The organism is Algibacter pacificus (assembly GCF_008033385.1).
Classification (GTDB): Bacteria; Bacteroidota; Bacteroidia; order Flavobacteriales; family Flavobacteriaceae; genus Algibacter; species Algibacter pacificus.
In genome coordinates, this window is record NZ_VOGY01000002.1 from 395338 (window position 1) to 422267 (window position 26930).

The following is a 26930-nucleotide window of genomic DNA, read 5'->3' on the forward strand; positions in this document are numbered from 1 at the left end:
TAAAATTAGCTTCAACAAGTTAACCTATCGAAACAAAACATCACATAATGTTAAGATAGCCACTTTTTATTTTGAATTGGAAATTGATAATCGAAATGCTAAGAAATAATTTGTGCAATCAACTTTAATTCGTCTTCATTAAACTCTAAATTATTTAAAGCTTTTACATTTTCTTTTAATTGATTTGTGGAACTGGCACCAATTAAAACCGATGCAACTTGCTTTTGCCGTAAAATCCAGGCAATTGCCATTTGAGATAATTTTTGGTCACGCCCTTCAGCAATTTCAGATAATTTTTTTATTTTTTCTATATTATTGTTTACCGTTTCTGTATCCAAATAGGTTAAATTTTTTGCTGCTCTCGAATCTTTTGGGATACCGTTTAAATATTTATTAGTTAACATACCTTGGGCTAAAGGGGAGAAAGCAATACAACCTATACCATTATTTTCTAAGGTTTCTAAAAGGCCATTTTCAACCCAACGGTCTAACATAGAATATCGTGCTTGGTGCAATATAAAAGGCACGTTGTATTCACGCAATAATTGGGCTGCGCGTTGTGTTTCGGCAGGCTGATAATTCGATATACCAACATATAAGGCTTTGCCTTGGCGTACAATATCAGCAAGAGCACCCATGGTTTCTTCTAATGGCGTATCTGGGTCTGGACGGTGATGATAAAAAATATCGACATAATCCAAATTCATTCGTTTCAAACTTTGGTCTAAGCTAGACATCAAATATTTACGAGAACCATAATTACCATAAGGTCCTGGCCACATATCATAACCTGCTTTTGTGGCTATAAATAATTCATCTCGATAGTTTTTAAAATCGTTTTTAAAAATTGTTCCAAAATTTTCTTCAGCCGAACCATATGGAGGACCGTAGTTATTCGCTAAATCAAAATGTGTAATGCCTAAGTCGAATGCACATCGCAAAACATTTCTAGCATTTTGGATATTATCAATAAACCCAAAGTTATGCCATAAACCTAAGGAAAGAGCAGGGAGTAAAACACCGCTTTTTCCAGATCGGTTATAGGTCATATTATCATATCGTTTTGGGCTCGCTAAATAGCTTTGGATTTCAGACTTATCGTTAATTTGCATCCTGTTAAATTTTATTAAATGTAAATGTATAAATTACTTTTTATATAAGGTTAAAGCAGGAAAAACAAATTCATTTCAAATTTTCACTAAGAACATACTGTAAAAAACCTTTAAAGGTGTTATTTTTGCAGCCACTTTAAAGAATATTTCATGTCCGTTTCCAAAACCGAATTAGAAGAAAGAAAAGCAGGAAAAGATTTATATAGCTACCAAAAAGGGGCTATTGATAAAATTTTTAAAAGTTTTGAAGAATCTCCAGCCGATTATCATTTACTATATCAGCTTCCTACAGGAGGAGGAAAAACAGTTATATTTTCTGAAATTGTTCGACAATTCTTAAAAACACACAAAAAGAAAGTTTTGGTGATGACGCACCGTATTGAGCTGTGCCGTCAAACTTCTAATGTGCTTACCGAGTTTGGAGTAAACAACAAAGTGGTAGATAGTAAAGCCGATTTAAGCGATCAGGGAGATTACAGCTGTTTTGTTGCCATGGTAGAAACCTTAAACAACCGTTTAAATGATAACAAACTTGATATTTCGGATATTGGGTTAGTAATTATTGATGAGGCTCACTACAATTCCTTTACAAAATTATTTAAATTCTTTAGCCAATCGTTTATTTTAGGAGTTACAGCAACACCTTTAAGTTCGAGTATGGAATTACCAATGACCGATAATTATGATGAGCTCATTGTTGGTGAAAGTATAGAGTCGCTTATAGAAAATGGCTTTTTGGCTCGTGCCGAAATGTATTCGTACAATGTAGGTTTAACTTCTTTAGTTGTTGGAGCCAATGGGGATTATACGGTAAAATCTTCAGAAGATTTATATACGGCCAGCGATATGCTTTCAAAGCTTGTACAAGCCTACGAAGAGCGTTGTAAAGGCAAAAAAACTTTAATTTTTAACAATGGTATTAATACCTCTTTACACGTTTATGATTCTTTTAGACGTGCAGGGTATCCTATTGCGCATTTAGATAATACAAATACCAAAAAGGAACGCGCCATGATTCTAAAGTGGTTTAAGAAAACGCCGGGAGCTATTTTAACTTCGGTTAGTATTTTAACTACAGGTTTCGATGAGCCAACGGTTGAAAGTATTATTTTAAATCGTGCCACAAAATCGTTAACGCTTTATTACCAAATGATTGGTCGTGGCTCGCGTATTTTAAAAGACAAGAAAAGTTTTACAGTAGTCGATTTAGGTAATAACTTTCATCGTTTTGGAGCTTGGGGAGAAGATTTAGACTGGCAACGTATTTTCCGCTCTCCAAACTACTATTTAGATGCTATTTTAAGTGATGATGAGTTAGAAAGCAACTTTAGGTATGAAATGCCAGATGCTTTGCGAGCAAAGTTTTCAAAATCTAAAGATGTGTATTTCGATATTCAGAAAACCTATGTAAACTCAATTAAAAATGGAGAATCGTCCAAAGTGGTTTTAGAACGTTCTATTGAGCATCATGCCAAGATATGTATCGAAAATAGTGAAGATGTTTATGATGCCTTAGCCTTAGCAAAATTGTTAGGAGACGATATTGATTTCCGTATACAGCGTTATACCAAATGTATCAGTAAAAGTACTTATAATTTTGTAGATTGGCTTAAAGGAGATTATCGTAAAAAACTAAATAGCTATTTGCGAATCAATTTTGATGACGTTTTCGAACAAATACATGGATATCCACCTGAAGAATAAATTACTTTATTTAGAAATATTGATTTTTATTGGTTAACCTATTTTTTATGAAATATTTTTATATCTGTTTAATAATTGTATCCGTATTTTCCTGTTCAACTGAAAAAAAATCTAATAAGTTAGAGAGAGATAATAAAAAAACAGCACCTCATATTTCTTCAACATCTTTAGTGATATTGGGTACTATTCAAGATGCTGGCTCACCTCAAATAGCTTGTAAAAAAGTTTGTTGTGAACATTTGTTTGAAACACCAGATAATAGTCGTAAAATAGTCTCGTTAGGCTTAATAGATGCTCCAAATTCAAAATCTTATTTGTTCGATGCTACACCAGATATTGGTACACAAGTAAAATCTCTAACCAAACTGGTTGAAGGAAACAGCAACGAAATGGTGGATGGTATATTTTTAACCCATGCCCACATTGGGCATTACACAGGTTTAATGTTTTTAGGAAAAGAAGCAATGGATGCCCAAAAAGTACCCGTATATGCTATGCCTAAAATGCGAGATTTCCTAAAGCATAATGCGCCATGGAGTCAACTTGTAAATAGAAATAACATTGCAATTAAAGCTTTAGAAAACGAAAAAGCACAGCAACTATCATCCCACTTAAAAGTGATTCCTTTTTTAGTACCACATCGCGATGAGTACTCCGAAACGGTAGGTTATAAAATTATAGGGCCAAACAAATCGGCTTTATTTATTCCAGATATTGATAAATGGAGTACATGGAAAAAGGATATTGTTGCCGAAATTAAAACAGTAGATTATGCATTTTTAGATGCCACATTTTATAGTGGGAAAGAAATTAACAATAGAGATATTTCTCAAATTCCTCATCCTTTCATCATAGAAAGCTTAGAAAAGTTTAAAAACTTAGAAAAAAAAGATAAGAATAAAATAGTGTTCATCCATTTTAACCATACAAATCCTGTAATAAATACCACTAGTAAGGAAGCCCAAAACGTGATAGCGGCAGGATTTAGAATAGCTCAAATTCATGATGTTTTCGAATTATAGCTTTTAGGAACAGATTTTATTTAAACCTTTTAGATATTTATAGGTCTAAACAGAAATGTTTTAAAGATGACCAAATATATCACCAGTTTAATTATCTGTTTAAGTTTTCAATTATTTTCACAGGCTCAAAGCCAGCTCAGCGCAACCATTATAGGTTCGGGTTCACCAAAATACAATGTCGAACGAGCAGGACCTTCGGTACTAATTTCTTATGAAAACACCCATATTTTGATAGATATGGGAAACGGAACTCAAGCAAATTTAGAAAAATTAAACATTAAGAATAAAGATTTAAATGGCTTGCTTTTCACACATCATCATTTAGATCATAATGAAGAATTTACGCCACTTTTTATAAAAACTTTGCTTAGCGGAAATCACTTTGATATTGTTGGGCCAAAACCTACTACCGATTTAGTAAACACCATTTTAAAAAACTACGAAGAAGATATTGCCTATCGACTTTCTAAAAAACAACGTACTTTTAGTGATGTGGAAACGCACTTTACTATTAACGAATTAAAAGGCGGTGAAACTTTTAATATTGGCGATATTAAAATTACATCAACCCCCGTAAATCATACCATTTCAACACTAGCTTACCGTTTTGATGCTGGAGGCACATCTATTGTTATTTCCGGCGATTTATCTTATTCTGAAACCTTGGCACCATTAGCAAAACAGGCCGATTATTTAATTATAGATTCGGGAGGAAGTATAGAATTAGGAAAAACAAATAGAAGGAAAGCGAGTAATAAAATTCGAACTAATAAAGAATTTGCCCATGTAAATTTATATGAAAGTTCGCTTATGGCAAAAGAAGCCGAAGTGAAAAATTTAGTGCTTACTCATTTCAATTTTACAAATGTAGATGAAGATGCTACTAGTGCAGAACTACATAAAAATTATTCCGGAACTATATTTTATGCGGAAGATTTAATGTCTTTTCCAAAAAATTCGAAGAATCAAAAAAACACAGTAAAACCTAATAAGGCCGATAATACCAATCAGCAAGCCCCAAATTTTAAAAAAATGTTGAGTAGAATGGATACCAATAAAGATGGTAAAATCTCAAAAACTGAAGCCAAAGGGCGTTTAAAAGAGAATTTTGATAAACGAGATGGAAACAAGGATGGTTTTATTGCTGAAACAGAATTTAGTAGAAGTAACCCATAAATTATTTCTAATTATAAATTTTTTGTCTTAATATTTATCTGTAGTCTATATATTACAATAATTTTGTTTGATTACTTTTTGTGAATAATAATATGTTTTAAATCAGTCATAATCTTGCTATAGTAGTTTTTTTCTTTCTAATTTTAGTGTAAACACAAAGAAATATTTAAATTATTTTTTCATTTTCAATTAATATAGTTATTTTTTCAAATTATTAGTAACTTTTATTATTATCAATAAGAGCCCCACTCTAATTATTGACTACTTAACCATGAAAAAAGAAAAAGAAAGACTAAAAGCTTTAAAATCTTATGATATATTAGATTCTAAGAGCGAAGTTGAATTCGATAGAATTACCAAATTAGCCTCCTTAATATGTGAAACTCCCGTTTCTTTGATATCATTGATTGATGAAAACAGACAATGGTTTAAATCTAAAACAGGTCTAGAGGTTGAGCAAACCGATAGAGATATTGCATTTTGTAACTTAGCTATACAACAAGACGCAATTTATGAGGTATTTGATGCTAGCACAGATGAGCGTTTTAAAAATAATCCTCTTGTTTTAAATGACCCACATATAAAATTTTATACGGGTCAGCCCTTAATAGACCCTAAAGGCTATGCATTGGGAACATTGTGCGTTGTAGATAATAAACCTAAAAAACTTACCGATAACCAAAAGGCCGCCCTTAAGTTATTAGCAGATGAAGCCATAGACCTTATTGTTAGTAGAAAAGCAAAAGAAAACCATAAACACTTTGGAAGATTGTTTGAGCTCTCTAACGATTTAATCTGTATCGCAGGAATCGATGGTTATTTTAAAAAAGTAAATCCAGCTTTTGAAGAAAACCTTGGTTGGGATACCCAAGCGCTCTTAGAAACTTCTATTTTCGATTTTATTCATCATGCAGATGTTGAAATAAGCGCTAAAGAAATAATGAAACTTGCAGAAGGCTCTGATACCGTTAATTTTACCAATAGATTTAGAAATGTAAAAGGTGAGTATAGGGTTTTGCAATGGGTGGCTTCTCCAGAACCCAATACAGGAAATATTTTTGCAATTGCAAGAGATATAACCAATGAAGTAAATAAATCCAAAGCTTTAAAAATTAGTGAAGAACGGTTTAAAATATTTTTTGAAAACTCTCAAGGACTTATGTGTACCCATGATTTGGAAGGAAATTTTATAACTGTTAATAATTCTGGAGCAAAATCCTTAGGTTATACAAAAGATGAGGTTAAAAACTTTTCCCTTTATGATATTATTCCAAAAGAAAGATATTCAAAATTAAATAATTATCTTAAAAATATAGCCGAAAATAGAACGTTTAAAGGAGAAATGATAACGGTTAAAAAAGATGGGACTAAACGCATTTGGATTTTTAGTAATACCCTAGAAGCTCAACATACAGATGCTCCTTATGTCATTGGAAATGCGGTTGATATAACAGAACAGTACCATTTAGAAAAAAATCTTAAAAAGGTTAAACAACTTTTAGAACAAACAAATAAGGTTGCTAGAGTTGGAGGTTGGGAAGTAGATTTAATCAAACAAAAAGTCAATTGGACTTCCATGACTCGAGAAATTCACGCTGTTTCAGATGACTATACCCCTAATGTAGAAGAAGGTATTTTATTCTATAAAGAAGGTGTCCATAGAGATCGTATAGAAGCCGCTGTTAATAGAGCTATCACAGAGAACAAAAGTTTTGATCTGGAACTCATTATTATTGATCAAAATAACAATGAAGTATGGATTAGAACTATAGGCTATCCTGAATTTAAATACGGGAAATGCGTGCGGTTATTTGGTGTTTTTCAAGATATAAACGCTCGTAAAATTACCGAAATTCAATTTAAAGAATCTAAAAAACTTTTAGATGATGTTTTAGATGCGGCAACACAGGTTTCTATAATAGCTGCCAATTTGGAAGGAACCATTACCGTTTTTAATAAAGGAGCAGAAAAACTATTAGGTTATACTGCAAGCGAAATGGTAAACAAACAATCTCCACTTATTTTACATGATAGTAATGAGGTTTTAAATAGAAGTACAGAGTTAAGTATTCTTGAAAATAAAACGATAGAAGGTTTTGATGTTTTTACTCATATTGCCAAAATAAAAGGAGTAGAAGAGCGAGAGTGGACTTATATTACTAAAAAAGGTGATCGTTTAACAATGTCTTTGGTAGCTACACCAATTAATAATAGCCTAAATAAAATTATAGGATTTTTAGTAGTGGGAACAAACATTACTAAAAGAAAAAAAATAGAAACAGATCTTCAAAATGAACAAGTTAGATTAGCATCCTTTGTAGAAAATGCTCCCGCTGCTGTAGCCATGTTAGACAAAAACATAAATTATATAAATGTAAGTCGTAAATGGCGAGAAATGTATCATTTAAAAGATATAGACATTGTGGGGATGTCGCACTCAAAAGTCTTCCCAGACCCTGATGGAGAAAGAAAAAAAAGATATAAAGCTGTACTTAATGGAGAAATTATAAACAAAGATGAAGAAATTTATATTTCTCAAAAAACAGGAAGTAAAAAAACAATTAGCTGGGAAATGAGGCCTTGGTACAATTACCTAGGAGAGGTTGATGGTTTTATGGTTTCCACTCAAAATATAACTCCTATTATAGAACAGCGTGAAGAACTAAAAAAAGCAAAAAAACAGGCAGAACAGGCAAGTGTAGCTAAATCAGAGTTTTTAGCAAACATGAGTCATGAAATAAGAACCCCTTTAAACGGGGTTATCGGTTTTACAGATTTAGTATTAAAAACAGAATTATCCGAAGCTCAAGAGCAATACTTAAACATTGTAAACCAATCTGCAAATGGACTTTTAAATATTATTAACGACATTTTAGATTTTTCTAAAATTGAAGCCGGAAAATTAGAGCTCGATATTGATAAATGTGATCTATACGAAATTGGTTGTTATGCATCCGATATTGTTAACTACCAAATAGAAAAGAAAAATTTAGAACTCCTATTAAACCTTTCTCCAGAATTACCACGGTTTATTTGGGCAGATTCTATTCGGTTAAAACAAATTTTAATTAATCTACTTGGCAATGCGGCAAAGTTTACCGAAAAAGGAGAAATAGAATTAAAAATTGAAAGTATTAAAGCAAATAAAAATAGTGATATCTTTCGTTTTAGCGTTAGAGATACTGGCGTAGGCATAAAAAAGCAAAAACAATCCAAAATTTTTGATGCCTTCTCTCAGGAAGATAGCTCTACCACAAAAAAATATGGAGGAACTGGACTTGGGCTTGCCATTTCTAATAAACTTTTAAAAATGATGGATAGTCAACTTCAGCTTAAAAGTGAATTAGGAGTTGGAAGTACCTTTTATTTTGATGTAGAATTTAAAAGTGAACATGGAAAAAAAACGGAATGGGAAAATTTAACCCAAATAAAAAATGTTCTCATTGTGGATGACAACCAAAACAATAGAAATATTCTCAATCAAATTTTAAGATTAAAGGATATTAAAACAGAGGAAGCCAAAAGTGGTTTTGAAGCCTTACAATTACTATCCGAGAATAAATTATATGATGTAATTATTATGGATTACCATATGCCGTATATGAATGGTATAGAAACCATAAAAAAAATAAGAGAAAACTTTTACAACGTAGATAAAAAAAATCAACCTGCTATTTTGTTGTATAGTTCTTCGAGTGATACAGAGGTAATTAATGAAGTAAAGGATTTAGGTATTACCAAGAGGCTTACAAAACCAGCAAAAATGAGAGAAATTTATGCGTGTTTGTCTGATTTATACTCTAAAGATAGTAATCCAATAATTAATAAAAAGCAAAAAATAAACGCCTTAAAACTAGAAGAAAACACCATTCTTTTAGTAGAAGATAATATTGTAAACCGACTTTTAGCTAGAACCGTAATAGAAAGAAATTTTCCAAACTTTACCGTTGTCGATGCTGTTAATGGAGCTGTAGCTGTAGATTTATTTAAAAAACAACACTTCGATGTAGTTATAATGGATGTCCAAATGCCTATAATGAATGGCTATGAGGCTACTCGTTTAATTAGAGACATTGAAATCGGAAAATCCCAAACTCCAATTGTAGCAATTACCGCAGGTAACGTAAAAGGTGAAAGAGAAAGATGTTTAAGTATGGGGATGAGTGATTTTATTGTAAAGCCAATGGTAGAAAACGATTTAGTAAATATTATAAATAAATGGCTGCCAGCTACCATAGAAATATCTAATGGTAATACCAGAATAACTCCAGAAACAACCAATTGGGATACCCATTTTAATATACAACAGCTAAAAACATATTTTGGTGATGATATAGAAAGTATTGACCGAATGAAATTGGTAATGATTGATCAGGTAATAGAAAGTAAACAGACTATGAAATTAGCAATTAAAGCAAAAGACCTAGATTCAATTAGGGGAATTGGTCATAAATTGTATGGCACTAGCGTAAATACAGGGTTACCAGTATTAACAAAAATAGCTGCCAAGTTTGAACTTTTGGAAAATTATGATGAAAATATTATTGATGATCTTTGGGTACAACTAAAACAAGAAATTGAAATTGTTTTAGAGATTCTTCAAGATTAAAGAAGAGCAGGTATAGTGTTTTTGCAAGGAGGTTAATTATTGCGTTCAATATTGTTTTTGTTCTATACGATCTAAAAAAACAAAATCTAACCGATGTTAAGGTGTTATTTTAAATATATGATTGTAAGCGTTTTAAGGTAAGTCGTTTTGTAAAAACAATGACTAAAAAAGATAAAATTGTCACAATTATTTTAATAGTAATTGGCGCTTGTTTTCGGATTCTATGCTCAAGTTAATAATGCATTCATCTCCTGATAAAATAGGCTCAATAATTTGAGGCCATTCTATAATAACCCAGTGGTTAGAATCTAAATAATCTTCTATTCCAAAATTATAAGCCTCTTCCAAATCGTTAATTCTATATAAATCAAAATGATAAATGTTTTCATTATCCAAGTCATATTCATTTACTAAAGAAAACGTGGGGCTACTTACATTATCCAGACTCCCTAAGGCTTTTACTAGGGCTTTTATTAGTGTGGTTTTACCAACCCCCATATCACCATAAAACAATAAGGTTTTTGATGTTGCTGAAGAAATAAGTTGCTTGGCAACTGCTTCAACTTGGTCTATGCTATAGGTTATATTCAATGCTACAAAATTTACACAACAATATTAATAAATAAAGTTTAAAAACCCCAAAAATCTAATTATGGATTGTTGGGGGTATATTCTATTTTGGGTTGAATACAATAAAAGGAATAATCATTTCTTCCAAGGAAACGCCACCGTGTTGATAAGTATTTCTATAATAACTAACATAGTGATTGTAGTTGTTGGGGTAGGCTAAAAACAAATCGTTTTTAGCGAAAATAAACGAACTGCTCATGTTTATAGCTGGCAAATGGATACTTTTAGGGTCTTTTGCTGCAAATACGTCTTTGTTTTCATAGGTTAAACTTTTACCTGTTTTATAACGAAGATTTAAACTGGTGTCGCGATCTCCAATTACTTTTGATGGGTTTTTTACGTTTATAGTACCGTGGTCTGTGGTTAAAATAAGTTTAAAACCCAATAACTGTGCTTGCTGTACCATTTCTAAAAGTGGAGAATTTTTAAACCAGCTATGCGTTAAAGAGCGATAGGCTTTATCATTCGAGGCTAATTCTTTAACCACTTCCATTTCGGTTTTAGAATGCGAAAGCATATCCACAAAATTATAAACCACTACGGTTAAATCGTTCTTTTTTAAGTTTTTAAAATTGTCTACTAGTTTTTTACCAGATTTTAAGTTGGTTATTTTAAAGTACTCATGTTCTAAATTACTTAAACCTAAACGCTTTAATTGTGCTTCTAAAAATTCGGCTTCAAATAGATTTTTACCACCTTCATCGGTATCATTTTTCCAGTAATTTGGAAAGAGTTTTTCCATATCGCTTGGCATTAAGCCAGAAAATATGGCATTTCTAGCATATTGCGTAGCAGTAGGGAGTATGCTAAAAAAAGCGTCTTCACGTTCTTTTTTGTAATAATTGTTTATTATCGGTTCAAAAACTTTCCATTGGTCATAGCGTAAATTATCGATAACTACTAATAAAGTCGGTTGCTCTTTGCTAAGCTCTGGTGCTATTTTTTCTTTAAAAAGCGTATGAGACATTATCGGAGCTTCGGTGTTTCGCTCAAACCAATCGGCATAGTTTTTTTCAATAAATTTTCCAAAATGAGAATTTGCTTCATTTTTTTGAGACTCTAAAATCTCAAACATCCCAACATCTTCAATATCTTCTAACTGAATTTCCCAATAAATAAGTTTTTGGTATAGGCTAACCCATTCTTCAAAACTATTTACCATAGATAAATCCATAGCTATTTTTCTAAATTCCTGCTGATAGTTGGATGTGGTTTTCTCTGAAACTAAGCGCGAATGATCTAAATTCTTTTTTAAACTTAAAAGGATTTGATTGGGGTTTACAGGTTTTATCAGGTAATCGGCTATTTTGTTTCCAATAGCATCTTCCATAATATATTCTTCCTCACTTTTGGTAATCATAACCACCGGAAGACTAGATTTTTTCTCTTTAAGTTCATTTAAAGTTTCTAGTCCTGAAAGTCCAGGCATATTTTCATCTAAAAATACAATATCGAAATTTTCTTCATCTAAAATATCAATAGCTTCAGATCCATTATTGCATTTGGTTACCAAGTAATTTTTCTTCTCAAGAAATAAAATATGTGGTTTCAATAAATCAATTTCATCATCTACCCAAAGTATTTTTATTTTATTCATTTGTATGTGTTTTGTAAAGATTTATAAGGTATAAAATAAAGCCTATAATTGAAATTTACCACTTGTAAATTGTTAGTTATGCTCATTTCATATACCTATATTTGTATTATAATAATTGTAAAGACTTAAAGTTTGAACAAATTAAAAATATTAAACGACCCAATTTACGGATTTATTACTATTCCAAATTCGCTAATTTTCGATTTAATTCAACATAAATACTTTCAACGTTTACGCAGAGTTACCCAAATGGGCTTGTCTTACATGGTATATCCGGGCGCACATCACACCCGTTTTCATCATGCTATTGGTTGTGTTCATTTAATGCAACAAGCTGTTAAAGTACTACGTTTTAAAGGGGTTAACATTAATAATGAAGAAGAAAACGCCTTGTACATTGCTATTTTATTGCACGATATTGGGCACGGGCCATTCTCGCATGCTATGGAACATAGTATTGTAAATAATATATCGCACGAGGAAATTTCATTGCTTTTTATGGAGCGTTTAAATAAAGAATTTAACGGAAGTTTAACGCTTGCGATAGAAATATTCAAGGGTAATTATCACCGTAAATTTATGTATCAGCTTATTTCGGGGCAGTTTGATATGGATCGGGCCGATTATTTAAAACGCGATAGTTTTTATACCGGTGTAGCCGAAGGACATGTAAATAGCGAGCGTTTAATTACCATGCTTAATGCGGTTGATGATAAATTGGTGGTTGAAGAAAAAGGGATTTATAGTGTTGAAAAATTTATTATTGCGCGTCGTTTAATGTATTGGCAAGTGTATTTGCACAAAACAGGAATTGTAGCCGAACAGCTATTAATTCGGGTTTTAAAACGCGCGAAGGAGTTAACTTTAAAAGGGATAAAACTAGAAGCTAGCTTGCCGCTTCAGTATTTTTTAAATCATAGTATCTCTATAGACGATTTTAATAACGACATATTAAATTTATTTTCGCAATTAGACGATTTTGATATTATTTCGGCTATGAAAGCTTGGCAATATCATAACGATTTTGTTTTAAGTAACATTTGTGAAATGATTATTAACAGGAACTTATTAAAAATTAAGATTAAAAATAAGCCTATAAAAAATCAAAGCTTAGAAAAACAAATTTTAGCCTTTATTCAAACCCATAATATAAGCAGGGCAGAGGCCGAATATTTTGTGTTTTCAGGTAGTATTTCTAACCAAGCCTATCAACTAAAACAGCAGGGAATTAATATCTTACACAAATCTGGAAAAATTGAAGATATTGTAAAGGCATCCGATCAACTCAATTTAAAAGCACTATCAAAACCAGTTACTAAATATTATATATGTTACCCTAAGGTTAAAGTTTAGGACATTTTTCCTATTTTTGCCTAAATTAAATTAAAACTATAAATTTTTAGTGTGAAGTTTACTGCACAGCAAATAGCGGATATTTTAGAAGGAGAAGTCGTAGGAAACCCAGAAATGGAAGTATCTAAGCTATCTAAAATAGAAGAGGGAGTACAAGGTTCGTTAACGTTCTTGTCGAACCCTAAATATAAGTCTTACATATACAAAACAGAAGCATCTGTTACTATTGTTAATAAAACGTTTAATCCTGATAATCCATTAAAAACAACACTTATTAAGGTCGATGATGCCTATATGGCATTTTCTAAATTACTAGAATATTACAATTCGGTAAAACAAAATAAGGTTGGTATAGAGCAACCATCATTTATATCAGAATCTGCCAAATATGGCGATAAAGTTTATGTTGGAGCTTTTAGTTACGTTGGTAATAACGTGGTTATAGCTGATAATGTAAAAATTTATCCAAATTGCTATATTGGAGATAATGTAACTTTAGGCGAGAATACCATTCTGTTTTCTGGGGCTAAAATATATTCAGATAGCATTATAGGAAAAAACTGTGTAGTTAATTCTGGTGTTATTATTGGTGCCGATGGGTTTGGATATGCTCCAAATGAAAATGGAGGGTACAACAAGGTGCCGCAAACAGGAAACGTCATTCTTGAGGATTATGTTGATGTTGGGGCTTGTACCACTATAGATAGAGCCACATTAGGATCAACTATAATTAGAGAAGGTGTTAAATTGGATAATCAAATTCAAATAGCACATAATGTTGAAATAGGTAAAAACACCGTAATTGCCGCTCAAACCGGGGTTGCTGGATCTACTCATATTGGTGAACATTGCCAAATTGGTGGTCAAGTAGGTATTGCAGGGCATATTACTATTGGTAATAATGTAAAAATACAAGCACAATCTGGTATCGCCAGACATGTAAAAGATAATGAAATTCTCCAAGGCTCACCAGCATTGGCCATAAGTGATTATAATAAGTCGTATGTTCACTTTAAAAATCTTCCAAAGATTGTTAAAAATTTAAATGATTTAGAAAAAATAAATGGGAATAGTTAATACTGAGATCAAGCAAAAAACCATTCAAAACGATGTTACATTAACTGGAGTTGGTTTACACACGGGTAAAAATGTAACCTTAACTTTTAAACCAGCACCAGCAAATTCGGGCTTATCCTTTAAACGTGTCGATTTAGAAGGGTCACCTGTAATAGAAGCCGATGCTAACTATGTTACAAGCACTCAACGTGGCACTTGTTTAGAAAAAAATGGAGTTACTATCCAAACTTCCGAGCATGTTTTAGCAGCTTTTGTAGGTTTAGATATCGATAATGCTATTATTGAACTTAATGCAGCCGAACCACCAATTATGGATGGGTCTTCTAAGTTTTTTGTTGAAGCTTTAGAAAAAGCTAAAATTGTAGAACAAGATGCTTTTAGAGAAGAATATGAAGTTACCGATATTATTTCTTACGTGGATGAAGAATCGGGGAGCGAGATTTTAGTTATGCCAGCTAAACAGTACCAAATTACAACTATGGTCGATTTTGGAACTAAAATTTTAGGAACTCAAAACGCGACTTTAAATCAAATGTCAGATTTTAAAGCCGATATTTCAAATTCTAGAACCTTTAGTTTTCTTCATGAAATTGAAATGCTTTTAGAGCACGGATTAATAAAAGGAGGCGATTTAAATAATGCCATAGTATATGTTGATAAAGCATTATCTCCAGAAACTATGGAAAAATTAAGAGTCGCTTTTAATAAAGATAATATTGCCGTTAAGCCTAACGGAATTTTAGATAATTTAACTTTGCATCACCCCAATGAAGCGGCTCGCCATAAACTGTTAGATGTTCTAGGCGATTTGGCTTTAGTAGGAACCCGTATTCGCGGAAAAATAATTGCAAACAAACCTGGGCACTATATTAATACACAGTTTGCAAAAAAATTAGCAAAACTTATAAAAATTGAACGTAGAAATAATGTTCCTAATATAGATTTGAATCAACCGCCTTTAATGGACGTTAATCAAATTATGGAAATGTTGCCTCATCGTCAACCATTTTTATTAATCGATAAAGTTTTCGAATTATCGGATAGCCACGTTATTGCCCAAAAAAATGTAACCATGAACGAAGAGTTCTTTAAAGGTCATTTTCCAGGTGCACCAGTAATGCCAGGAGTTTTAATAGTTGAGGCTATGGCGCAAACGGGAGGTGTTTTAGTTTTAAACACGGTTCCGGATCCTGAAAATTATTTAACGTTCTTTATGAAAATGGATAATGTTAAGTTTAAACAAAAAGTGGTTCCTGGAGATACTTTAATTTTCAAATGTTCGTTAATTACTCCTATACGTCGTGGTATATGCCACATGCAAGGTTACGCTTATGCCAATGGAAAACTTTGTGCTGAGGCAGAATTAATGGCGCAAATTTCAAAAGTAAAATAAAACGTGATTTTTTAGATATCATGAAATTTAAGATAATAAGCTAAAGGCTGAAAGATCTTGTATTTCATTTTTCTACTAAACTAAAATATAAAAAATGAATCAACCATTAGCATACGTGCATCCTGGTGCAAAAATTGCAAAAAATGTGGTCATAGAGCCTTTTACAACTATTCATAACAATGTTATAATTGGCGATGGCACATGGATAGGAAGCAATGTTACAATTATGGAGGGGGCACGCATTGGAAAAAATTGTAATATTTTTCCAGGCGCAGTCATTTCTGCAGTGCCACAAGATTTAAAATATAACGACGAAGAAACAACGGTAGAAATTGGAAACAATGTCACTATTCGCGAATGCGTTACCATTAATAGAGGGACAACCGACAGAATGAAAACAGTAATTGGCGATAATTGTTTAATTATGGCTTATTGCCACATTGCACACGATTGCGTTGTAGGTAAAAACTGTATTTTTTCTAATAATAGTACGCTTGCAGGACATGTTACTGTTGGAGACTTTGTGGTTATGGCCGGAATGACAGCTGTGCATCAATTTGTCTCTGTTGGTAACCATGCCTTTGTTACAGGAGGGTCTTTAGTGAGAAAAGATGTACCTCCCTACGTTAAAGCAGCTCGTGAACCCCTTTCTTATGTAGGGATAAATTCTGTAGGTTTACGTCGTCGTGGCTATGAGTCTGAAAAAATTAGAGAAATTCAAGATATTTATAGAATCTTATATCAAAAGAATTACAACAATACACAGGCTGCTGATTTAATTGAAGCAGAAATGGAGGCTACGCCAGAGCGGGACGAAATTCTTCATTTTGTTAGAAATTCGCATCGCGGAATTATGAAAGGATATTTTAAATCAAATTAAAACCAATTAGTCTTTTTTATCGGCTAAAATCAAACAATAAATTTCAAAAAAAACATTATGGTTACTACAAGTGATATTAGAAACGGATTATGCATTAGATACAGTAATGATATATATAAAATTGTAGAATTTTTACATGTTAAACCAGGAAAAGGTCCCGCGTTTGTAAGAACAAAAATGAAAAGTGTTACTAGTGGAAAAGTTATAGACAATACCTTTTCCGCTGGGCATAAATTAGAAGATGTTCGTGTAGAAACACATAAATTCCAATATTTATATAATGATGGTGAATTTTATCATTTTATGAATGAAGCCGATTATACCCAAATTCGTTTGTTAGAAGCCGCTTTAGATAATCCTGGATTAATGAAAGAAGGTGAAGTGGTTACAGTTTTAATTAACACAGAGGATAATATGCCACTTTCGGTAGATTTACCAGCAAGTGTTATTTTAGAAATTACTGCAACCGAACCTGGAGTTAAAGGAAATACAGCAACCAATGCAACTAAACCAGCAACGGTGGAAACAGGCGCTATTGTAAATGTTCCTTTATTTATCAATGAAGGAGATAAAATTAAAGTAGAAACAGCAAAAGGAACCTATAAAGAAAGAGTTAAGGAATAAAAACAGTATTCTATCAAATTTTTAAACAAAAACGATGAAATTTCCACAGCAACAGAGTCTAAAACAAATTGCAGATCTTATTGGTTGTAAATTTATTGGCGATAAAAACTTTCCTGTTTTAGGCATGAACGAAATTCATGTGGTTGAAGCTGGAGACATTGTTTTTGTAGATCATCCAAAATATTACGATAAAGCATTAAATTCGGCGGCCACTATTATTTTAATTAATAAAGAAGTAGAGTGCCCGAAAGGAAAAGCCTTATTAGTAAGTGATGATCCGTTTAGAGATTTCAATACTTTAACCAATCATTTTAAGCCTTTTCAATCGGCTCATTCTGCTATTTCAGCCTCAGCTAAAATAGGTCAAAACACGGTCATTCAACCTAATTGTTTTATTGGTCATAATGTAACTATTGGCGATAATTGTATCATTCATGCCAACGTTAGTATTTATGACGACGCAGTGATTGGTAATAACGTCACCATTCATTCGGGAACGGTTTTAGGTGCAAATGCTTTCTATTATAAAAAGCGCCCAGAGGGTTATGATCGATTAAAATCTGGTGGACGTGTAGTTATAGAAGATTACGTTGATATTGGCGCAGCTTGTACCATTGATAGAGGCGTAACCGCAGATACACGTATTGGATATGGTTCTAAATTGGATAATCAAATTCAAATAGGACATGATACAGTGCTTGGTAAAAAATGCCTTATAGCATCGCAAGTAGGAATAGCGGGTTGTGTTATTGTTGAAGATGGAGTTGTTATTTGGGGACAAGCAGGCGTTAAAAGTGGTATTACACTTGCGAAAGGAACCGAGCTTTTTGCGCAATCAGGATTAGGGCATTCAACCGACGAAAATAAAGTCTATTTTGGAACTCCGGCTGGTGAAGCTAGAGCAAAATTTAAGGAATTAGCTTATATCCGAAAGATTCCTGAAATATTAAAATCAATTAAGAAATAACCCCAAAAGTAATTCGGTTTTTACTTTAAAAATAGAATTCAAAAAATTACTTTTGTTAAGTAAATATAATAATGATAAAAAATCTTCTATGAGCGTTTTAGTAAACAAAGATTCAAAAATAATAGTTCAAGGTTTTACAGGAAGTGAAGGTACATTTCACGCCAGCCAAATGATTGAATACGGAACCAACGTTGTTGGTGGGGTAACACCAGGAAAAGGTGGTCAAACACATTTAGATAGACCAGTTTTCAATACTGTTTTAGAGGCAGTAGAACAAGTAGGAGCAGACACAACCATTATATTTGTACCGCCAGCTTTTGCTGCCGATGCTATTATGGAAGCTGCCGATGCAGGTATTAAAGTTATTATAACCATTACAGAAGGTATTCCTGTTGCCGACATGATTAAGGCTTCAACATATATTAAAAATAAATCATGCCGTTTAATTGGTCCTAACTGCCCAGGTGTTATTACGCCAGGTGAAGCTAAAGTTGGTATTATGCCAGGTTTTGTTTTCAAAAAAGGTAAAGTAGGTATTGTTTCAAAATCTGGAACTTTAACTTATGAAGCGGCAGACCAAGTGGTAAAACAAGGTTTAGGAATTACTACGGCTATTGGTATTGGTGGAGATCCAATTATTGGAACAACCACTAAAGAGGCGGTTGAATTATTAATCAACGATCCAGAAACTGAAGCGGTAGTCATGATTGGTGAAATTGGAGGTCAATTAGAAGCCGATGCTGCAAACTGGTACAAAGCTAGTGGAAGTAAAAAACCAGTTGTTGGTTTTATCGCTGGTGAAACGGCGCCTGCAGGTCGTACTATGGGACATGCTGGAGCGATTGTTGGTGGAAGTGATGATACGGCACAAGCTAAAAAGAAAATTATGAGAGCATGTGGAATTCACGTGGTTGATTCTCCTGCTGAAATTGGAAAGAAAATTGCTGAAGTTTTAGCTTAAATATTTGCTGAAATAAAAATATAATTCATTTTAAAAATCGTTAACTTCGTTTAGTTAACGATTTTTTTATACTTAATTTTAAGTCCCTTATTAAATGTATTAATATGAATGGAGTAAAATCATTTTTTATTTTTTGAATTTTATACCTTGACATACATTTAATATATATAAATATCGATTTTGAAGGTTTTATAAAATCTAATAAAATTTGAGATATGAATATTTATTTAATTTTAAAAGATTGAACAAATTTGAAATTTAGAAAAAAAGCCTATAGTTTTTTAGTCTAACGGCTTTTTTTAGGTTGAATTATATTTGGAATTATTATATTTGATTTTGGTTAAAATTTAATTCAAATAATAAAACTATAAGATGTTAATTTAAGCGGAATAAATCATAATTAGTAACCGCTTAGTTTTAAAGAACATTCAATTTGTGCTTAGATTTATTTAAGATACAATTGATATAAAAAATAAGTAAATACATGAAATTATTAGAAGGAAAAACAGCTATAATTACCGGAGCGAGTAGAGGAATAGGTAAAGGAATTGCTCAAGTTTTTGCAAAAGAAGGTGCAAACGTCGCATTTACATACAGCGCTTCTGTTGAAGCTGCAAATGAATTAGAAAAAGAATTAAATGCACTGGGCATTAAAGCTAAAGGCTATCAAAGTAATGCAGCCAATTTTGATGAGGCTCAAAAACTAGCCGCTGAAGTGGTTGCAGAATTTGGAAGTATTGATATTCTTGTAAACAATGCTGGTATTACTAAAGATAATTTATTAATGCGTATTAGTGAAGAAGATTTTGATTCCGTTATTGAAGTCAATTTAAAATCGGTTTTCAATATGACCAAAGCAGTGCAACGCACCATGTTAAAGCAACGTAAAGGCTCTATTATTAACATGAGTTCGGTAGTTGGCGTAAAAGGGAATGCGGGACAAACTAATTATGCAGCATCAAAAGCGGGGATTATAGGTTTTTCTAAATCTGTAGCTTTGGAGTTAGGGTCTAGAAATATTAGAAGTAACGTAGTGGCTCCTGGATTTATTGAAACTGAAATGACGGCAAAATTAGATGAAGAGGTTGTAAAAGGATGGCGCGCAGGAATTCCATTAAAACGTGGTGGAACTCCAGAAGATATCGCTAATGTTTGCGTGTTTTTAGCTAGCGATATGTCGGCTTATATGACGGGGCAAACGTTAAATGTGGATGGCGGTATGCTGACTTAATTTAAGTTTTGTTTTTCATATTTCTACGTTGGTGGAAATTTTTTTCACATTGAATTTAAAAACTTAAATGCAAACAGAAACAATACTATATATTTTACTTGCTGGAATTATAGCACTTGGGCTATCTGTTTTTCAGTATGTTAATAAAACGAAAAGCATGTCTAAATTAAACATGCTTTTCGCTTTTTTACGATTTATTACTATTTTTTCAGTACTTATATTATTAATAAATCCAAAATTTACACAAACTACCTTTACTACCGAAAAACCCAATTTGGTTATTGCGGTCGATAATTCCAACTCCATAAAACATTTAAATCAATCTGAAAAAGTTAAAACTTTGGTTAAAACCATTTCAGAGAATACGGAATTAAAAAATAAATTTAATCTAGAATTTTACACTTTTGGAGCTAAGTTTCAAGCGTCCGATATGTTATCATTTTCAGAAAAACAATCGAATATAAACGAAGCCTTTACCCAATTATCCCAAATTTATAAAACAAGCAATGCTCCAACGGTATTAATTTCCGATGGAAATCAAACACTTGGTAACGACTATGAGTTTGCGAGTACAACCTATAAACAGCCAGTTTATCCTATAATTTTAGGGGACACCATTACTTATACCGATTTAAAAATACAACAGCTTAACGTTAATAAGTATGCGTATTTAAAAAATAAATTTCCTGTTGAAGCTATTGTGGTTTACAACGGAAACCAGAAGGTAACTTCAAAATTTGTCGTAAAACAAGGGAACTCAGTTGTGTTTTCTAAAGATGTGGTGTTTTCAAAAAATAATAATTCTTCACTTCTTAACTTTTCTTTACCGGCATCTCGTGTTGGTGTTAGTGCTTATACAGCTACATTAATTCCTATTGAAACTGAAAAAAACAAGGTCAATAATTCTAAAAATTTTGCTGTTGAAGTTATCGATCAGAAAACAAATATTGCCATTGTTTCTAGTTTTTATCATCCCGATTTAGGTAGTTTTAAAAAGAGTATTGAAAGCAATGAACGTAGTACGGTTTCAATTTTAAAACCAAATGAAATAATTTCGAAGTTAAATGATTTTCAGTTGGTTATATTGTATCAACCAAACTATGACTTTAAAGAATTATTTACGCTTTTAAATACTGAAAATAAAAATAGGTTTCTTGTTGAAGGGACTAAAACTGATCTTGATTTTCTTAATGAAAATAATAAAACCTTCGATCACGAAATCACAGATCAAACTGAAGATTATCAAGCAGAATTAAACTCAAATTACACACCATTTATTATTGATGATATTAATTATGAATCTTTTCCACCATTAAAATCCAATTACGGATCGGTGGTTTTTGCTGTGCCTTTTCAAACCATGTTATTTAAAAATGTTAACGGCATTGCTACCCAAGAACCACTATTAGCAACATTAGAAACTAACGGCAGGCGAGAAGCGGTTCTTTTTGGCGAGAACATTTGGCAATGGCGCGCACAGAGTTTTTTGCAAACTAAATCATTCCAACAGTTCGATGATTTTATTGGTAAAATCGTGCAGTATTTGGCATCGAATAAAAAGCGTAGCCGTTTAAATGTAGATTATGAATCTTTCTATAACGGAAGCGGAGAAATTGTAATTAAAGCCGAGTTTTTCGATAAAAATTATGTTTTTGATACTCGTGAAAATCTTCAAATAAAAATTACAGATAAATTATCAAAGGAAGAAAAAACATTGCCTTTAATTCTGAAACACAATAATTACCAAGTGGATTTAAGTCGTTTAGCACCTTCGGAATACGATTTTACCGTGTATTCAAATAATGAAAATTTATCTAAATCGGGGAGTTTTCAAATTTTACAATATAATGTAGAAGAACAGTTCTTAAATGCCAATGTTTCTAAATTACAACAGTTGGCTAAAAGTAGTGAAGGAACAAGTTATTTTATTGATCATACGGATACTTTTATAAACGATTTAATAAAGGACAACCGGTATCAAACGGTTCAAAAAAAGCATAATACAAGTCTTCCGTTAATCGATTGGAAATATCTTCTTGGTATAATAGCCATCAGTTTAGCTGCGGAGTGGTTTTTAAGAAAATATAATGGCCTGATATAGCTTGAAATTAGTTGGGAATGCTAGTACTTAGCTTTTGTGAGTTTTTCAGAAAATAAGTCTTATATTTATTTTGAAGTAGTAATTAAAAATGATGCTTTGGTTAAAACTATTGATTTAAATTTTTATAAAAACATTTCTAAAAGCAACTTGTCTTTGTCCGAACTTTTAAAAGATAACAGTTTGTTTTTTAAAGTTCCAAGTGAATGGTTTATAGTTATTACCGATATTGAAAATTCGACCAATGCGGTTTCCATAGGTTTGCATAACGAGGTTAATTTAAGTGCCACAGGAAGTATTATTACCGTTTTAAATACTTTAAAAAAACTAAATAATAACATTAAGATTCCCTATTTTTTTGGAGGAGATGGCGCCACATTTATAATGCCTAAAACCGTTTTGCCTCCGGTGTTATTGGCTTTAAATAATTACAGCCAGCATATAAAACAAACAACACAATTAAATTTAAGAGTAGGGCATTTACAGGTGCAAAATGTTTACGATAATCAGGTGAGCTTGCGCATTAGTAAAGTGAGTTATAATAAGTATTTAACAATGCCTGTTGTTTTAGGAAATGGTCTAAAATACGCCGAGGATATTATTAAAGCACGTTTTAAACCGTCGGATATACCTAATATCGTTACTACTGAGCTAAATTTGGACGGTATGGAATGCCGGTGGGATAAAATTTACCCCAATAAAACCGATAAAAAGGTGGTCTGTATACTGGTTGATTGTGATAACGAAAGTATACAAGCGCAAGTTTATAGCGAAATAATCAATGCTATTGATGTTATATTTGGAACCTTAGAACAACGTAATCCTATTTCTACAAAAACTTTAAAGTTAGATCTTTCAATCCGAAAGATAAAAAAAGAAATGTATGCTAGGTTGGGCAAGTATCAATTGAAATATTTAATTAGTAATTGGTTTATTACCTTCATTGGTGTTATTTATTTTAAGTTTTTTAAAGCAGGAAAAAAACAGAAACAGCGTATTGTAAAACTTACCGATACCCTCATGATTGATGGCGTGTTAAACACCGTAATTTCCGGAACCTATGAACAAGTGGATCGATTGAAAATAACACTCGATAATTTAGAAAAAAGCAATAAAATAATCTACGGTATCCATGTAACTCACGCCTCTATTATGTCTTGTTATATTGAAGATCGCCAAGAAAAACACATTCATTTTGTTGATGGTACAGAAGGCGGTTACACAAGTGCAGCTATGATGTTTAAGGAAAAACTAAAAAAGGTTAAAGCAAGATCGTAAATTAACGGTGTTTAGAAAGTAGATATTGATTTTAAAAATTGTCAAATGTCATGATGTCAATGGTTTATATGAATTTTTGACAATGATTCTGAAAAAATGACAGCAAGATAAACTCATAATGTAATAGAATTGGTTTGGTATTTTTTTTGTTTTATACCGTATGAAATCGAAAAGGTTTCAAGTTTGAAAAACATGTTTAATTTAAAATTTTGTAATTATGAGCAATTTAGTAAATGTTCCTAAAAACGGAAGTTTATCAAACGTAAATTCAAATGTAAACTTCCCCAATAACTCTAGTTGGTTAGATGATATTTTTAACAGAGATTTATCTTCTGTATTTACTTCAAATTTTAATACCGGGTTGTCGTTACCAAAAGTAAATATCAAAGAAACGGCTGATGCCTACATAGTTGAAATGGCTGTACCAGGCTTAAAAAAATCCGATTTTAAATTGGATTTAGACAATCAAGTGTTATCTATTTCTACAGAGAAAAAAGAAACACACGAACAAAAAGAAGACAATTATACACGTAAAGAGTTTGGTTACGCGTCTTTTAAAAGGACTTTCACTTTACCAGAAACGGTAGATGATGAAAAAATTACTGCCAATTATCAAGATGGTATTTTAAATATCTTTTTACCTAAAAAAGAGGAAGCCAAGCAAAAACCAGCGAGAAGCATTAAAATTTCGTAAAGTATAACGAAACTTTAAAGTAAAAGAGTTTTTAAAGGATTTAGTGAGGCTAATGTTTTTAGCCTCACTTTATTAAATTTTTTGTGTTACATGATATGTTTAATTTAAAATTTAGAATAATGAAAAAGTGTGTTTTATTATTTACTATAGCATTATTAAGTTTGAATTGCAGTGGGCAAAACAACGAAAATAAACAGACCGAAAAACTGAGTAAAGAACAACCAAAAGGATCATGGAAAGTAGATAAAGAATTTGATGAAAATGGAAATTTAATTAAATATGATAGTATTTATTCTTGGTCTTCTAGCAAAAATATAGCGGGGTTATCGGCTAAAGAAAGAGATAGTATGCTGCAAAGTTTTAAGTCGAAGTTTTTTAATAATTATTCAAGATTTGAACATCAAGGATTTGAAAATCTGTTTTCTGAGGATTCTCCTTTTAGCGAGCATTTTTTTAATGACGATTTCTTCGGAAGTGATTTTGGTAGGGACTTTATGGATTTAGATAGTATAACCGAGCAAATGTTTTCTCGTCAAAAAAAGTTTTTAGAAAAGTACCAATCGGAATTTGTTTTACCAGAAGCGTATAAGAATAAGATTTAGAAAAGGAATACCTAAAACGATGTTTTGGTTATCACTAGTTGATGCCTCATAAGAGGGACTAAATATCCAAATCGAAAGTACGGCGTAAAAGTTCTAGATTTGGATTGGCCTCTTTTAGTTTTTCGTATTTATCGGCATCGGTAAACACGTATTTTTTATCCATCACTTCATTGACCGTTATCACTAAACTAATATCAAAATTTTTGAGTTTAGTTCTAATATGAGTCATAAGGTCGTATTGTCCTTGCATAACTTCCTTTTTATTCGTTTCGGTCGGGAAGGTTAAATGGATATTGGTGCCTTTAATTTTTGGCGTATCCATATTTAAAATAGAAGCGAGGTTATGCTGGCCATCTTTGGCTAGTTTATCTACAAAATAATTCCATTCTTTTAAAAAAGCTTCGTCTGTAAAAGGTTCGGTTGGGAGGTTTTCCTCATCGACCACCACTTCCATTTGCTTTATTTGATGCTCTTTTTTAGCGCGAATACTACTTAATGAAAGTCCCGATCTACGTTCTCTACCTTTAGATAAATCTATTTTTATATGAGTGTTTTCCGGTGGTTTTACCGTAGGTTTAACCTTTGCCGGATCTAATGCCGTATTTTCTGTTTTCGCTTGCGCGGAAGGGTTTTGGCTAGGTTCTTTTTTAGGAACTTTTACAGGAACAGGCGTAACACCTTTCTTTTTAAAGTACGACGCTGGAATTATGTAATGTTTGCTATTTTTTTTTTCTCCATCGAAAGTGATAGAGGCAAGCTGCATGAGACATAATTCAACGAGGAGTCGCTGATTTTTACTGGTTTTATACTTGAGATCGCAGTCGTTTGCGAGGTTGATACCTTGCATTAAAAACTCTTGCGAGGTTTTTTGCGATTGTTCTAAGTATTTTACTTGGGTTTGTTCTCCAACTTCTAGCAATTCTATAGTTGAAGGCGTTTTACTTACCAGCAAGTCTCTAAAATGCGATGCTAAACCAGCAATAAAATGGTGCCCATCGAAACCTTTGGATAAGGTGTGATTGAATTGAATGAGTAATTCGGGTATGTTGTTTTCGAGAATTAAATCGGTACTTTCAAAATAGGTTTCGTAATCGAGTACGTTTAAGTTCTCGGTAACCGCTTGGCGCGTTAAATTTTTTCCAGAAAAACTAACCACACGATCGAAAATAGAAAGGGCGTCTCGCATAGCGCCATCGGCCTTTTGTGCAATAATATGCAAAGCATCATCTTCGGCGGTTATGCCTTGTTCTTCAGCAATATATTTTAAATAATTTTTAGCGTCTTTTACGGTGATACGTTTAAAATCGAAAATCTGGCAACGTGATAAAATAGTGGGGATTATTTTATGTTTTTCGGTAGTTGCAAGAATGAAAATACAATGTTTTGGAGGCTCCTCTAATGTTTTTAAAAAGGCATTAAAAGCGGCCTGAGAGAGCATGTGTACCTCGTCAATAATATAAACCTTGTATTTACCAACTTGTGGCGGGATACGCACCTGGTCGGTTAGACTTCTAATATCGTCTACCGAGTTGTTTGACGCCGCATCGAGTTCGAAAATATTAAAAGCGAAATCTTCGTCGCCTGTTTCTTTACCGTCACTATTTATCATTTTAGCTAAAATACGTGCGCAGGTTGTTTTACCAACACCACGTGGTCCTGTAAATAAAAGGGCTTGTGCTAAATGATTGTTTTCAATAGCATTTAACAACGTATTGGTAATGGCTTGTTGCCCAACTACATCCTTAAATGTTTGTGGTCTGTATTTACGTGCCGATACTATAAAATGTTCCAAATTTATTCGCTATTGAGTGAATAACAAAGTTAAAAATTCAATTGGAATTATTAAACTGTAAAATCGAAATTTAAAAGGAGTTATTAACAACGGTGTTTTGAGAAGAATTGAGATTGGTAGAATTAAGTAT

General features: G+C 32.3%; 20 protein-coding genes. 16 read left to right on the forward strand and 4 right to left on the reverse strand.

Annotated features, from left to right (window positions below; genetic code table 11):
• Positions 1–98: 98 nt before the first annotated feature.
• Positions 99–1112, reverse strand: coding sequence for an L-glyceraldehyde 3-phosphate reductase (gene mgrA / locus FQU21_RS04830; protein WP_147676859.1), 1014 nt, complete (start codon positions 1110–1112; stop codon positions 99–101).
• Between the two features lie 150 nt (positions 1113–1262).
• On the opposite strand from mgrA, the gene FQU21_RS04835 reads away from it, so the two are divergent.
• From FQU21_RS04835 to FQU21_RS04850, 4 genes are all read left to right on the forward strand, one after another.
• Positions 1263–2816, forward strand: coding sequence for a DEAD/DEAH box helicase (locus FQU21_RS04835; RefSeq protein WP_147676860.1), 1554 nt, complete (start codon positions 1263–1265; stop codon positions 2814–2816).
• 47 nt (positions 2817–2863) lie between these two features.
• Positions 2864–3838: an MBL fold metallo-hydrolase gene (locus FQU21_RS04840; RefSeq protein ID WP_147676861.1), complete on the forward strand. Its 975-nt coding sequence runs from the start codon at positions 2864–2866 to the stop codon at positions 3836–3838.
• 66 nt (positions 3839–3904) lie between these two features.
• Positions 3905–5014 (forward strand): MBL fold metallo-hydrolase, encoded by a 1110-nt coding sequence (locus FQU21_RS04845; RefSeq protein ID WP_147676862.1) that lies wholly within the window; start codon positions 3905–3907, stop codon positions 5012–5014.
• A 271-nt stretch (positions 5015–5285) separates the two neighbouring features.
• Positions 5286–9623 (forward strand): PAS domain S-box protein, encoded by a 4338-nt coding sequence (locus FQU21_RS04850; RefSeq protein WP_147676863.1) that lies wholly within the window; start codon positions 5286–5288, stop codon positions 9621–9623.
• A gap of 186 nt (positions 9624–9809) precedes the next feature.
• Here FQU21_RS04850 and tsaE read toward each other — a convergent pair whose 3' ends face one another.
• Positions 9810–10214, reverse strand: a complete 405-nt coding sequence (gene tsaE / locus FQU21_RS04855) for a tRNA (adenosine(37)-N6)-threonylcarbamoyltransferase complex ATPase subunit type 1 TsaE (RefSeq protein WP_147676864.1) — start codon at positions 10212–10214, stop codon at positions 9810–9812.
• Positions 10215–10296: 82 nt separating this feature from the next.
• Entirely contained in the window at positions 10297–11850 is a 1554-nt protein-coding gene (gene porX / locus FQU21_RS04860; RefSeq protein WP_147676865.1) for a T9SS response regulator signal transducer PorX, read from the reverse strand.
• Between the two features lie 132 nt (positions 11851–11982).
• Between porX and FQU21_RS04865 the strand changes: the two genes are divergently transcribed.
• The 12 genes from FQU21_RS04865 (at position 11983) to FQU21_RS04920 (ending at position 25008) form a co-directional block, all read left to right on the forward strand.
• Complete coding sequence (locus tag FQU21_RS04865; RefSeq protein WP_147676866.1) at positions 11983–13203, forward strand: HD domain-containing protein; 1221 nt, start codon at positions 11983–11985, stop codon at positions 13201–13203.
• Between the two features lie 51 nt (positions 13204–13254).
• Positions 13255–14280, forward strand: a complete 1026-nt coding sequence (lpxD, locus tag FQU21_RS04870; RefSeq protein WP_147676867.1) for a UDP-3-O-(3-hydroxymyristoyl)glucosamine N-acyltransferase — start codon at positions 13255–13257, stop codon at positions 14278–14280.
• A complete protein-coding gene (locus tag FQU21_RS04875; protein ID WP_147676868.1) occupies positions 14267–15673 on the forward strand; it encodes a bifunctional UDP-3-O-[3-hydroxymyristoyl] N-acetylglucosamine deacetylase/3-hydroxyacyl-ACP dehydratase in 1407 nt (468 codons plus the stop codon). Before lpxD ends, FQU21_RS04875 begins: the two co-directional genes overlap by 14 nt.
• A 94-nt stretch (positions 15674–15767) precedes the next feature.
• A complete protein-coding gene (gene lpxA, locus FQU21_RS04880) occupies positions 15768–16553 on the forward strand; it encodes an acyl-ACP--UDP-N-acetylglucosamine O-acyltransferase (protein WP_147676869.1) in 786 nt (261 codons plus the stop codon).
• A 57-nt stretch (positions 16554–16610) separates the two neighbouring features.
• Positions 16611–17177 carry an elongation factor P gene (gene efp / locus FQU21_RS04885; protein WP_147676870.1) on the forward strand — a complete coding sequence of 189 codons (567 nt, stop codon included), beginning with the start codon at positions 16611–16613 and terminating at the stop codon, positions 17175–17177.
• Positions 17178–17211: 34 nt separating this feature from the next.
• Positions 17212–18144, forward strand: coding sequence for a UDP-3-O-(3-hydroxymyristoyl)glucosamine N-acyltransferase (locus tag FQU21_RS04890; RefSeq protein ID WP_147676871.1), 933 nt, complete (start codon positions 17212–17214; stop codon positions 18142–18144).
• A gap of 88 nt (positions 18145–18232) precedes the next feature.
• Positions 18233–19105, forward strand: a complete 873-nt coding sequence (gene sucD, locus FQU21_RS04895) for a succinate--CoA ligase subunit alpha (protein WP_147676872.1) — start codon at positions 18233–18235, stop codon at positions 19103–19105.
• Positions 19106–19589: 484 nt separating this feature from the next.
• The gene (fabG, locus tag FQU21_RS04900) at positions 19590–20336 is read left to right on the forward strand and encodes a 3-oxoacyl-[acyl-carrier-protein] reductase (RefSeq protein ID WP_147676873.1); all 747 of its coding nucleotides are present in this window, start codon (positions 19590–19592) and stop codon (positions 20334–20336) included.
• Positions 20337–20403: 67 nt separating this feature from the next.
• A complete protein-coding gene (locus tag FQU21_RS04905) occupies positions 20404–22437 on the forward strand; it encodes a VWA domain-containing protein (RefSeq protein WP_147676874.1) in 2034 nt (677 codons plus the stop codon).
• A gap of 36 nt (positions 22438–22473) precedes the next feature.
• Entirely contained in the window at positions 22474–23712 is a 1239-nt protein-coding gene (locus FQU21_RS04910) for a DUF3095 domain-containing protein (RefSeq protein ID WP_246124763.1), read from the forward strand.
• Between the two features lie 217 nt (positions 23713–23929).
• Complete coding sequence (locus FQU21_RS04915) at positions 23930–24406, forward strand: Hsp20/alpha crystallin family protein (protein WP_147676875.1); 477 nt, start codon at positions 23930–23932, stop codon at positions 24404–24406.
• A gap of 119 nt (positions 24407–24525) precedes the next feature.
• Positions 24526–25008, forward strand: a complete 483-nt coding sequence (locus FQU21_RS04920) for a hypothetical protein (protein ID WP_147676876.1) — start codon at positions 24526–24528, stop codon at positions 25006–25008.
• A 58-nt stretch (positions 25009–25066) separates the two neighbouring features.
• On the opposite strand, the gene FQU21_RS04925 is transcribed toward FQU21_RS04920, so the two are convergent.
• Positions 25067–26800: a DNA polymerase III subunit gamma/tau gene (locus tag FQU21_RS04925; RefSeq protein ID WP_147676877.1), complete on the reverse strand. Its 1734-nt coding sequence runs from the start codon at positions 26798–26800 to the stop codon at positions 25067–25069.
• Positions 26801–26930 lie beyond the last annotated feature (130 nt).